Source organism: Aliivibrio wodanis (genome assembly GCF_052920805.1).
This window is the reverse complement of the sequence record NZ_JBREXA010000002.1, coordinates 1,483,069-1,494,741: the sequence shown is the minus strand read 5'-3', so window position 1 is coordinate 1,494,741 and position 11,673 is coordinate 1,483,069. Positions and strand designations below refer to the sequence as shown.

8 protein-coding genes and 15 tRNA genes are annotated in these 11,673 nt (G+C 39.7%); 2 read left to right on the top strand and 21 right to left on the bottom strand.

Translation table 11 applies throughout. The annotated features are described in order from the left end of the window. The first annotated feature begins 103 nt into the window (after positions 1–103). A complete protein-coding gene (locus tag ACU5DF_RS14790) occupies positions 104–586 on the top strand; it encodes a zinc ribbon-containing protein (protein ID WP_446713404.1) in 483 nt (160 codons plus the stop codon). A 69-nt stretch (positions 587–655) separates the two neighbouring features. Here the strand turns inward: ACU5DF_RS14790 and lnt are convergent, their stop codons facing one another. The 5 genes from lnt to miaB form a co-directional block, all read right to left on the bottom strand. Beyond that, positions 656–2,161, bottom strand: a complete 1,506-nt coding sequence (gene lnt / locus ACU5DF_RS14785) for an apolipoprotein N-acyltransferase (RefSeq protein ID WP_446713403.1) — start codon at positions 2,159–2,161, stop codon at positions 656–658. A 101-nt stretch (positions 2,162–2,262) separates the two neighbouring features. Further along, the gene (gene corC / locus ACU5DF_RS14780) at positions 2,263–3,141 is read right to left on the bottom strand and encodes a CNNM family magnesium/cobalt transport protein CorC (protein ID WP_446713402.1); all 879 of its coding nucleotides are present in this window, start codon (positions 3,139–3,141) and stop codon (positions 2,263–2,265) included. 69 nt (positions 3,142–3,210) lie between these two features. Then, complete coding sequence (gene ybeY / locus ACU5DF_RS14775) at positions 3,211–3,672, bottom strand: rRNA maturation RNase YbeY (protein WP_045101503.1); 462 nt, start codon at positions 3,670–3,672, stop codon at positions 3,211–3,213. A gap of 16 nt (positions 3,673–3,688) precedes the next feature. Next, a complete protein-coding gene (locus ACU5DF_RS14770; RefSeq protein WP_446713401.1) occupies positions 3,689–4,762 on the bottom strand; it encodes a PhoH family protein in 1,074 nt (357 codons plus the stop codon). A gap of 147 nt (positions 4,763–4,909) precedes the next feature. Continuing rightward, positions 4,910–6,334, bottom strand: a complete 1,425-nt coding sequence (miaB, locus tag ACU5DF_RS14765; RefSeq protein WP_045101505.1) for a tRNA (N6-isopentenyl adenosine(37)-C2)-methylthiotransferase MiaB — start codon at positions 6,332–6,334, stop codon at positions 4,910–4,912. 215 nt (positions 6,335–6,549) lie between these two features. Here miaB and ACU5DF_RS14760 point away from each other — a divergent pair, with 215 nt between their 5' ends. Next, complete coding sequence (locus ACU5DF_RS14760; protein WP_446713400.1) at positions 6,550–7,707, top strand: 2-octaprenyl-3-methyl-6-methoxy-1,4-benzoquinol hydroxylase; 1,158 nt, start codon at positions 6,550–6,552, stop codon at positions 7,705–7,707. A 244-nt stretch (positions 7,708–7,951) separates the two neighbouring features. Here the strand turns inward: ACU5DF_RS14760 and ACU5DF_RS14755 are convergent. The 16 genes from ACU5DF_RS14755 to ychF form a co-directional block, all read right to left on the bottom strand. Then, positions 7,952–8,026 (bottom strand) — tRNA-Gln (locus tag ACU5DF_RS14755). Between the two features lie 50 nt (positions 8,027–8,076). Further along, a tRNA-Leu gene (locus ACU5DF_RS14750) sits at positions 8,077–8,161 on the bottom strand. Positions 8,162–8,290: 129 nt separating this feature from the next. Further along, positions 8,291–8,365: transfer RNA gene (locus ACU5DF_RS14745), tRNA-Gln, on the bottom strand. Positions 8,366–8,415: 50 nt separating this feature from the next. Next, positions 8,416–8,500: transfer RNA gene (locus ACU5DF_RS14740), tRNA-Leu, on the bottom strand. A gap of 129 nt (positions 8,501–8,629) precedes the next feature. Then, positions 8,630–8,704, bottom strand: a tRNA-Gln gene (locus tag ACU5DF_RS14735). Between the two features lie 50 nt (positions 8,705–8,754). Continuing rightward, a tRNA-Leu gene (locus ACU5DF_RS14730) sits at positions 8,755–8,839 on the bottom strand. Between the two features lie 129 nt (positions 8,840–8,968). Further along, positions 8,969–9,043 (bottom strand) — tRNA-Gln (locus ACU5DF_RS14725). A gap of 50 nt (positions 9,044–9,093) precedes the next feature. Next, positions 9,094–9,178 (bottom strand) — tRNA-Leu (locus tag ACU5DF_RS14720). Positions 9,179–9,273: 95 nt separating this feature from the next. Then, positions 9,274–9,350: transfer RNA gene (locus ACU5DF_RS14715), tRNA-Met, on the bottom strand. A gap of 32 nt (positions 9,351–9,382) precedes the next feature. Then, positions 9,383–9,467: transfer RNA gene (locus ACU5DF_RS14710), tRNA-Leu, on the bottom strand. Positions 9,468–9,562: 95 nt separating this feature from the next. Beyond that, positions 9,563–9,639 (bottom strand) — tRNA-Met (locus tag ACU5DF_RS14705). Positions 9,640–9,671: 32 nt separating this feature from the next. Continuing rightward, positions 9,672–9,756: transfer RNA gene (locus ACU5DF_RS14700), tRNA-Leu, on the bottom strand. 129 nt (positions 9,757–9,885) lie between these two features. Further along, positions 9,886–9,960 (bottom strand) — tRNA-Gln (locus tag ACU5DF_RS14695). Positions 9,961–10,010: 50 nt separating this feature from the next. After that, positions 10,011–10,095, bottom strand: a tRNA-Leu gene (locus tag ACU5DF_RS14690). A 99-nt stretch (positions 10,096–10,194) separates the two neighbouring features. Next, positions 10,195–10,271: transfer RNA gene (locus ACU5DF_RS14685), tRNA-Met, on the bottom strand. 307 nt (positions 10,272–10,578) lie between these two features. Then, positions 10,579–11,670, bottom strand: coding sequence for a redox-regulated ATPase YchF (gene ychF, locus ACU5DF_RS14680; RefSeq protein ID WP_045101507.1), 1,092 nt, complete (start codon positions 11,668–11,670; stop codon positions 10,579–10,581). Between the last annotated feature and the right edge of the window lie 3 nt (positions 11,671–11,673).

Genomic DNA, 11,673 nt, shown 5'->3' with positions numbered 1-11,673 from the left:
TGATCAGCATAGAATAACTAATGGAGCGCTTATACTCAAGCGACCTGATAACCTTTAACTCACTCTTCGCTATATAAATCTAGCGAATCCTTGGAGGTGACTTATGTCTAAACAAAAAACAGGTTATAACGCTGTCTTTGAGCGTGTTATGAATGTATTGGAAAGAAGCCCTGAAGAGTTTCAGCATTGGGCTAAATCATCAGAAGAAGTGATGGAAGCTGCATCTGATATGACTAAAGATGAATTAGCGTTGATTTCAAACTATGTTAGACGAGATATTAAAGAGTTTGCTCAAAGCTATGAAGAGAGCAAAACGACTTTTCCAGACTCCCCTTTCTATCGGTTGATTGCTGACTCAATTTGGCATGGTTTACTTGAAATAACAGACAAAACACAAGTCGAATGGAAAGAAGTATTTGATGATTTAGAGCATCAAGGAGTATATCAAGTTGGAGAAATGGTTGGATTAGGCATTTTAGTATGTGAAAAATGTGGGCACCGTGAGCAGTTTAATCACGCCCAAATTATTCAACCTTGTACTCATTGCGATAATGAAGAATTTACTCGTTTATCATTGAAACCATAGTGATGTCAGGTTTAACAAAGTAGGAGGTCTGTATATCAATTAAGAAATACAGACCAAGATCTAATTTAATTAGGTTCGTTTTCGCCAAGCGATAAGCAAAGATAAAAGCACTAACAGATACAAAGGTATTGAACCCCAGTAACGATAAGGCGTTGTTCCTGTCGTAGGGATAACTTCGCCTCGTAATACCGCAGTGGTGAACTGTGGGATTTGTTGAGTAATGTTGCCACGATAATCAGTGATCGCAGTTACGCCATTATTTGTTGAGCGAATAACAGGTTTGCCTGTTTCTAGTGCACGCATTTGTGCCATTTCCATATGCTGTAGTGGCCCAATCGAAGTACCAAACCAAGCATCATTAGAAAGCGTTAAAATGTAATCCGTTTGCTCGGTAATGTTTTCTCGAACTTGTTCACCGTAGACTATTTCATAGCATAATGCTGGAGCTAAGCGTGTACCGCTTGCTTCCATATTTGGTTGAATGTAATCACCACGACTGAATGAAGACATTGGTAGATTAAAGATAGGAGCCAATGGACGAAGTAATTTCTCAAAAGGTACAAATTCACCAAAAGGAAGAAGGTGGTGCTTACTGTATCTTGGCTGATCAGTATAATCATAACCACCAGTTCCATTCATCCCTAAAGAAATTATATTGTTATAAAAATTACCAGTAGGGCTTTGACCAACAACACCAGTGATAATAGTACTATTATTCATTGTGGCAGCACTATCAAGATTACGTAAAAAACTTGGTATTTCCATTTCTAATGCAGGGATTGCCGCTTCTGGCCAAACAATTAAATCCGCATTCCAATTCTTACGTGTTAAATCCATATATTTCATGATGGTTGGCCAACGTTCCCTTGGTAACCATTTTAAGGCTTGGTTGATATTACCCTGAATTAGAGCCACTTTAGTTACTTTATCTGGCTGAGGGGTGACCCAATCAAAAGGCTTAATCGCAAAAGAGGTTGCAGCAAGAATTGCAGGTATTAGTAATAAGCCCCATTTTTTTTCTAATAGAGCGTAAGCAATAGCCCCTGAAGAAATGAGAATAATAGCCGTGATCCCTTCAACACCAAAAATAGGTCCCCATACTGATAATGGGCTGTCTATTTGGCTGTAGCCTAACCATAACCAAGGAAAACCAGTAAATACCCAACCACGAAGCCAGTCGGTGACGAGCCAAAGAGCAGGTACTGCAAGTAAGTATTTCGTTAGGGAGTGAGATGTAAAAAAACGTTGTAGAAGGAAGGCGAATAATGCCGGATACAAGGCAAGGTAGCTGATTAAACCAATCATAAGGAATAAGCCAGCAGCCATTGGCATGCCACCAAAATTATCAATACTAATATGTACCCAGCTGATGCCTGTCGCAAAATAACCAAGACCCCAGAAGAAGCCTAGCCAAGTTGATTTCTTTGTTGATTGTTGATGAATAACAAGCAAAAAGCAAAGTGGAGCAATATAAGCAAAGATCCACAAAGAGTAAGGTGCAAATGCTAATGTTGCACTGGCGCCAGAAAGTAAAGCTATGATGATGCGAAAAAGGTAATTAGACAGTAAAGGCATGGCTTATTAACTCTGATAGAAAGATGAGTGGTATTGCAAAAAGAGTTAGTCTTTATTATTTAGATAAAGTTCAGCCACTGAAAGATCAGTGGCTGATTTTGTTATTCTTCTTCAGATTCTGTTTTTATCGACTCTTTATCAGGAATCGTCACTTGAAGCTGAATAATACGACGATTGTCTGCGGCGGTAACCTTGAAGGTAAAACCAGAGATCTCGATAGTTTCTCCACTTTCAGGTAAATGCCCGAAACTGGTTAACACTAACCCACCAACTGTATCGATTTCGTCGTCACTGAAGTGTGATGTAAAAGCGTCATTAAAGTCATCGATTTCAGTTAGGGCTTTCACAGCAAATGTGTGCTTGCTTAACTGACGGATGTCTTTTTCTTCTTCGTCATCAAACTCATCTTCAATATCACCAACAATTTCTTCTAGGATATCTTCAATGGTAACTAAACCAGATACACCACCAAACTCATCAACTACGATAGCCATGTGGTAACGCTCTTCTCTAAACTCTTTTAAAAGTTTATCAACACGTTTGCTTTCTGGTACTACAACAGCAGGTCGAATAACTTGTTCGATCTCAAAGGCTTCACAGTCTGAGCCTAAGTATCTTAATAAGTCCTTCGCAAGGAGTATTCCTTCAACATGGTCTTTATCTTCACTGATCACAGGGTAGCGTGAGTGTGACGCTTCTATGATAGTTGCTATCAGTGATTCTAGATCTTGAGTTTTTTCAACTGTGACCATTTGAGAGCGCGGTAACATGATGTCTCGAACTCTCATTTCAGATATTTCCATAACACCCTCGAGCATGTCTCGGGTGTCGTGGTCAATAACTTCATTCTCTTCAGAGTCTCTAAATACATCTACCAGTTCTTGGCGATCTTTAGGCTCTCCTTGGAATAGTTGAGAAAGGCGTCCTAAGAAGGACTTTCTACTCGGGCCTTCTGTATTCTGTGAATTTTCGTCGTTCATGGCTTCTTTAAAAGTAGTTGCTATCAATGTGGATAGCTCACATAGGTAACTATTGGATTATTCCAACAATTATTTCTCAGCGAGATACGGGTCTTCAAATCCCATTTCTTGCATTAATTCGGTTTCGAGTGATTCCATCTCTTCGGCTTCTTCATCCTCGATATGGTCATAACCTAGCAGATGAAGACTACCATGTACAACCATATGCGCCCAATGTGCTAATAAAGGCTTATTTTGCTCAACAGCTTCTTTTTCAACGACTTGACGACAAATGATTAAGTCACCTAATAAATCGATTTCAATCTCAGGAGGTGCTTCAAACGGAAAGGATAATACATTCGTTGGCTTATCCATACCACGGTATTGATGGTTTAACTCGTGACTTTCTTTTTCATCTACAATTCGAATGGTTAATTCAGCTTGTGGTTGAAATTGAGGAAGCACTGCATTTAGCCAAGACATCAAGTCTTTCTCTGAAGGCAGGTCTTTTTCATTTTCACAGGCAATTTGTAGATCGAGTTCAATGCTCATTGTTCACCTAAATTTATTACTTATTATTATCAGCGTCAGCTAAACGAGCATCACGCTCTTGCTTTCTGCGTATTTCTTCTAGTTTACGCTCTTTTTGATCTTTTGCTTCCCATTTTTCATAAGCATTGACAATGCGAGCAACCACTGGGTGACGAACTACATCATCGGCAATAAAGAAATTGAAACTTATCTCATCTACTTCTGATAATACTTCAGTAGCATGGCGCAGGCCTGATTTAGTACCACGAGGTAAATCTATTTGGGTAACATCACCCGTTATCACTGCACGAGAATTAAAGCCAATACGAGTTAAGAACATTTTCATTTGCTCTACAGTGGTGTTTTGACTTTCATCTAAGATGATAAAGGCATCATTTAGTGTTCGTCCACGCATGTAAGCCAGTGGCGCGACTTCGATAACACTTCGTTCAATTAGCTTTTCAACACGTTCAAAACCAAGCATTTCAAAAAGAGCATCGTAGAGAGGGCGAAGGTAAGGGTCAACCTTTTGACTTAAATCACCAGGTAAGAATCCCAGTTTTTCGCCGGCTTCTACCGCTGGTCGAGTTAAAAGAATACGACGAACTTCTTGGCGCTCTAATGCATCAACCGCGGCAGCAACAGCAAGGTATGTTTTACCTGTACCCGCTGGACCAATACCAAAAGTAATATCGTGAGTCACCATATTGGTTACATATTGAGCTTGGTTTTCTGTTCTTGGTTTGATTAGACCTTTTTTAGTTTTAATGAAGATCTCTTTACCGTAAGGAATGGTAGATACATCTTCTTTTGCCTGTTCAAGTATGCCGGACTCTTTTACCGCTAAATGGATTTGCTCTGGTTCAATATCAGGATATTGGTTTTTAACTGGCGCAGTACTAACATAAAGGTCTTTTAAAATATCAATTGCAGCTGAAACAGTATGAGGTTTACCAACAACGGTGAAAAGATTACCTCGATAATTCACTTCAACGCCAAGGCGACGTTCAAGATGTTTTATGTTGTCATCAAATGGACCGCAAAGGCTGGATAAGCGTTGGTTATCTGCTGGCTCTAAGGTCAACTCTAATTTGGTTGTTTTAATGCTCAATGTCGCCTCTCAGAATTTAAATAATGATGGGATATATCTATTATTTATTGGGCAAAGACGGAATTATCTCAAGGCTAAATAAGAAAAAAGATGATCAAGAAACCTTAATCATCTTTTTTTGTCTTTGGTTTTACTGATAATGTCACATTATGGTGTGAAAGTTCCAACACCTAGATCGTCTTCGCGACGAGTCTTTTCCATCATTTCTGAAGGTGAGACAGCAACACGTAATCCCATGTCTTTTTCTGTACGAACTAGCTCACCACGTAGTGAGTTCGTGAATGATTCTGTAATATGAATATCAACAAATTGGCCAATTAACTCAGGGCTACCGGTAAAGTTAACAACACGGTTGTTTTCAGTACGAGCACGTAGTTCCATAGGGTTACGTTTTGATGGACCTTCAACTAATGCACGAACTTCTGTATCCAGCATTTGACGAGAGAAACGTGATGATTGGAAGTTAATTTGTTGTTGAAGTTCAGCCAAACGGTCTTTTTTCGTTTGCTCTGGAATATCACATGGATAATCAGCCGCAGGCGTACCAGGACGAGGAGAAAAGACAAAGCTGTAGCTCATATCAAAATCAACGTCTTTAATTAGCTTCATTGTGTCTTGGAAGTCTTTTTCTGACTCACCAGGGAAAGCAACGATAAAGTCTGAGCTGATTAGAATATCAGGACGGGCTTTACGTAGTTTGCGAATAATAGATTTGTACTCAATAGCAGTATGAGGACGCTTCATCATAGTCAGAATACGGTCTGAACCACTTTGAACTGGTAAATGTAGGAAGCTTACTAATTCAGGCGTGTCTTCATAAACTTCTACGATATCATCACCAAATTCTAGAGGGTGACTTGTTGTAAAGCGTAAACGGTCGATACCATCAATTGAAGCAACCATACGAAGTAATTCTGCAAACGTACAGATATCACCATCATACATTGGACCACGGTAAGCATTTACGTTTTGGCCTAGTAGGTTAACTTCACGTACACCTTGCTCTGCTAACTGTGCAATTTCAAATAACACATCATCTAACGGACGACTAACTTCTTCACCACGAGTATAAGGAACTACGCAGTAAGTACAGTATTTTGAACAGCCTTCCATGATAGAAACGAACGCAGATACGCCATCCGCTTTTGGTTCTGGAAGGTTATCGAACTTTTCGATCTCTGGAAATGAAATATCCATAACGGTTTTTTCATTAGACAGCGATTGTTTGATCATTTGTGGCAAACGGTGAAGTGTTTGAGGGCCAAAAATAACATCAACGTAAGGAGCGCGTTGACGAATATGATCACCTTCTTGAGTCGCTACACAACCACCAACACCAATAACTAAGTCTGGTTTTTTATCTTTTAAATGTTTCCATCGGCCCAGCTGGTGAAACACTTTTTCTTGTGCTTTTTCACGAATTGAACAGGTATTTAATAACAGAACATCCGCTTCTTTTGGATCTTCAGTTAATTCATAACCATTTGCGGCACCTAAAAGATCGGCCATTTTAGATGAATCGTATTCGTTCATCTGGCAGCCCCAGGTTTTGATTAGCAGTTTCTTAGTCATGTAACTTTTTCACTCGTATTTTATTACTAGAATTCGGTACAGTTTTGAGAGACAAGCTCAATCAAAACGGATAGGGCGCGTATTGTACTGCTTTCCACGCTTAATGACTAGATGTAGACGTCCTTGAATATTTTATGGGTATTATTTGAGTGATTCAGATTCAGCGTAAATCACGGTAGAATGAAGGAAATTATTGACTCATATAAGGTCTATGGATGATGAAAGAATATGATTATACGATCGTTGGTGGTGGAATGGTGGGAGCAGCTACTGCCATCGGTTTATCAAAGTTAGGATATCAAGTTGCTGTCATTGAGCATAAAGCGCCAGCTTCTTTTGCTGATAGCCAACCAATGGATATTCGTATTTCTGCTATTTCTCAATCTTCCGTTGATCTGCTTAAAGTCTTGGGTGCTTGGCAATATATAAAAGAAATGCGTGTATGCCCTTATAAGCGCTTAGAAACATGGGAGCACCCAGAATGTCGAACTCGTTTTCATTCTGATGCCTTAGAGATGGAGCAGCTTGGCTTTATCGTTGAAAACCGTCTTATTCAATTAGGATTATGGCAAATGTTTTCTACTTATGAAAACCTGACTGTTATTACTCCTGCAAAAATCGCTGATCTTGAGTTTTTTACTGACCACAATGTGCTGACATTAGAAAATGGCGATAAGATTAAAACAAAATGGGTTATCGGTGCTGATGGTGCTAATTCTTATGTTCGTCAGAAAGCAAAAATAGGGATTACGGCTTGGGATTATCGTCAACATTGTATGTTAATCAATATAGAGACCGCTGAAGCTCAACAAGACATTACTTGGCAGTGGTTTACTCCTTCTGGTCCTCGATCATTTCTTCCTCTACATGGAAATAAAGGCTCTTTAGTCTGGTATGACTCGCCTCAACGGATTAAGCAGCTTTCTTCTATGAACTCGATTCAGTTAGAAAAAGAAATTAAAGCTTATTTTCCACAGGAGCTGGGAGAATTTACCGTTGAACAATCTGGCTCATTTCCTTTAACTCGTCGACATGCTCAAAAATACGTCGATCATCGCTGTGTTTTATTAGGGGATGCGGCTCATACGATTAACCCTTTAGCCGGACAAGGTGTTAATTTGGGCTTTAAAGACGTAAAAGTGCTGTTAGAAGAAATTGAAACTAAAGGAGCTGAGACAGATAAAGCCTTATTGTCTTATCAATCTAAACGGAAAATAGATAACTTAGCCATGCAAAGCAGTATGGATCTGTTTTACACTTTATTTAGTAACTCATTACCACCAGTTAAATTTTTACGTAATGTCGGTTTAAAACTAGCAGATTCATCTGGGGCATTGAAAACGCAAGCATTGAAATATGCATTGGGCTTATAGAAATAATATCAGGGACTAGAGCTTAGGGAGGAGTAAAACGAATCTGTATAAGAAAGGGTGATCATTTGGTCACCCTTTTTTATTACGTGATTGTTCATCTAATTAATTTTGCTACGAACTTATCGGATTACGAATTTACATTGGGTGATATAAAGTGAACATGGATATATGAGAAGAGATATTGAAGAGGAATAGTACAGACGAAAAAAAAGCTCATCAAATTAATGATGAGCTTTCTTTAAAGTGGTTGGGATACCTGGATTTGAACCAGGGAATGCCGGCATCAAAAGCCGGTGCCTTACCGCTTGGCGATATCCCAACAGAGAAGATTACGTTAGTAATGAAACTAAGATAATGCATCTTTAAATATGGTGCGGACGGAGAGACTTGAACTCTCACACCTTACGGCGCCAGAACCTAAATCTGGTGCGTCTACCAATTCCGCCACGTCCGCGTTCTGCTATTTGTTACGAGAGCAGTTTATTACTCAAACAAAAGTAGAAATTTTTGTAGTTAGAAGACGAATTGGAGAGTCTTTCTAACGTTATCATAATTAATCAGGTTGCATCAATTATGTAAATAGTGGTTGGGATACCTGGATTTGAACCAGGGAATGCCGGCATCAAAAGCCGGTGCCTTACCGCTTGGCGATATCCCAACAGAGAAGATTACGTTAGTAATGAAACTAAGATAATGCATCTTTAAATATGGTGCGGACGGAGAGACTTGAACTCTCACACCTTGCGGCGCCAGAACCTAAATCTGGTGCGTCTACCAATTCCGCCACGTCCGCGTTCTGCTATTTGTTACGAGAGCAGTTTATTACTCAAACAAAAGTAGAAATTTTTGTAGTTAGAAGACGAATTGGAGAGTCTTTCTAACGTTATCATAATTAATCAGGTTGCATCAATTATGTAAATAGTGGTTGGGATACCTGGATTTGAACCAGGGAATGCCGGCATCAAAAGCCGGTGCCTTACCGCTTGGCGATATCCCAACAGAGAAGATTACGTTAGTAATGAAACTAAGATAATGCATCTTTAAATATGGTGCGGACGGAGAGACTTGAACTCTCACACCTTGCGGCGCCAGAACCTAAATCTGGTGCGTCTACCAATTCCGCCACGTCCGCGTTCTGCTATTTGTTACGAGAGCAGTTTATTACTCAAACAAAAGTAGAAATTTTTGTAGTTAGAAGACGAATTGGAGAGTCTTTCTAACGTTGTCATAATTAATCAGGTTGCATCAATTATGTAAATAGTGGTTGGGATACCTGGATTTGAACCAGGGAATGCCGGCATCAAAAGCCGGTGCCTTACCGCTTGGCGATATCCCAACAGAGAAGATTACGTTAGTAATGAAACTAAGATAATACATCTTTAAATATGGTGCGGACGGAGAGACTTGAACTCTCACACCTTGCGGCGCCAGAACCTAAATCTGGTGCGTCTACCAATTCCGCCACGTCCGCGTTCTGCTATTTGTTACGAGAGCAGTTTATTACTCAAACAAAAGTAGAAATTTTTATATTTTAATCGACGATTGGTAAATCAATTAAAAGTTGTATGGTGGCTACTACGGGATTTGAACCTGTGACCCCATCATTATGAGTGATGTGCTCTAACCAGCTGAGCTAAGTAGCCAATGAGTGTTTTTAATAAAACAATCAAAAATATGGTGCGGACGGAGAGACTTGAACTCTCACACCTTGCGGCGCCAGAACCTAAATCTGGTGCGTCTACCAATTCCGCCACGTCCGCGTTCTGCTATTTGTTATGAGAGCAGTTTATTACTCAAACAAAAGTAGAAATTTTTATATTTTAATCGACGATTGGTAAATCAATTAAAAGTTGTATGGTGGCTACTACGGGATTTGAACCTGTGACCCCATCATTATGAGTGATGTGCTCTAACCAGCTGAGCTAAGTAGCCAATGAGTGTTTTTAATAAAACAATCAAAAATATGGTGCGGACGGAGAGACTTGAACTCTCACACCTTGCGGCGCCAGAACCTAAATCTGGTGCGTCTACCAATTCCGCCACGTCCGCGTTCTGCTATTTGTTACGAGAGCAGTTTATTACTCAAACAAAAGTAGAAATTTTTGTAGTTAGAAGACGAATTGGAGAGTCTTTCTAACGTTGTCATAATTAATCAGGTTGCATCAATTATGTAAATAGTGGTTGGGATACCTGGATTTGAACCAGGGAATGCCGGCATCAAAAGCCGGTGCCTTACCGCTTGGCGATATCCCAACAGAGAAGATTACGTTAGTAATGAAACTAAGATAATACATCTTTAAATATGGTGCGGACGGAGAGACTTGAACTCTCACACCTTACGGCGCCAGAACCTAAATCTGGTGCGTCTACCAATTCCGCCACGTCCGCGTTCTACTGTTTGATAATTAAGAACAATCGTTACTTAATCTACAAAGAGTAGTTATTCTATATTTTAATCGGTGAATGGTAAACCAATTAAAAGTTGTATGGTGGCTACTACGGGATTTGAACCTGTGACCCCATCATTATGAGTGATGTGCTCTAACCAGCTGAGCTAAGTAGCCAAATTGTTTCTTTCTTTCTAACTCGTCTCTCTTCCGTCTTATCGGTGAGGACGGAGCGCATTATGCTTACCAGAGGCTTATGCGTCAACACTTTTTTTAAAAAAATATGAATTCTTTGTTTGTTCGAACGGATTTTAATCAAAGCGTACTTTTTATATGCAAAATAGAGTGAAGTTAGAGTAAAAGAATAAGAATAAGAGTTGAAAACAAGATGCAGTGAATAGGGAGCGCTAGAATAATAATGAGTTTAACTGATTGAATTATAGACAAGTAATAAAAAGGCCAGCAAATATGCTGGCCTTTTTTATTATACGTTGAAGCGGAAATGCACTACATCGCCATCTTTAACGATGTAATCCTTTCCTTCAAGACGCCATTTGCCCGCTTCTTTAGCACCGCTCTCGCCGCTAAATTCAATAAAGTTGTCATAACCTACAACTTCTGCACGGATAAAGCCTTTTTCAAAGTCGGTATGGATCTTACCTGCTGCTTGTGGCGCAGTCGCCCCTACAGGAATAGTCCAAGCGCGTACTTCTTTTACGCCAGCAGTGAAATACGTTTGTAGAGTAAGTAACTCATAACCAGAACGGATAACACGGTTTAGACCTGGTTCTTCAATACCCATATCTGCAAGGAACTCTTCACGATCTTCATCGTCAAGCTCTGAAAGTTCAGATTCAATAGAAGCACACACAGGAACAACAACGTTGTTTTCTTTTTCTGCGTATTCACGAACCATATCTAAGAATGGGTTATTCTCAAAACCATCTTCACTAACGTTAGCAATATACATTGTTGGTTTTAACGTTAGGAAGTTAAGGTAAGAAACTGCTGCAATCTCTTCTTTTGAAAGCTCAACCGTACGAGCCATACCACCTTCAGTGAAAACTGGAAGTAGCTTTTCAAGTACTGCGATTTCAAACTTAGCGTCTTGATCTCCGCCTTTTGCTTTCTTCGTTTGACGGAAGATTGCACGCTCACATGAATCAAGATCCGCAAGAGCAAGCTCAAGGTTGATGATTTCGATATCATCAATCGGAGAAATTTTTCCAGCAACGTGAATGATGTTCTCATTTTCAAAACAGCGAACAACATGACCAATAGCATCTGTTTCACGGATGTTAGCAAGGAACTTGTTACCTAGACCTTCACCTTTAGATGCGCCAGCTACAAGACCTGCAATATCAACAAATTCCATTGTAGTTGGAAGAATACGCTGTGGATTTACGATTTTAGCTAATGCATCTAAACGTAGATCAGGAACCGGAACCACGCCTGTGTTTGGTTCAATAGTACAGAAAGGGAAGTTTGCCGCTTCGATTCCTGCTTTAGTTAGTGCGTTAAACAGTGTTGATTTACCAACGTTTGGAAGACCAACGATTCCGCATTTAAAACCCATGAT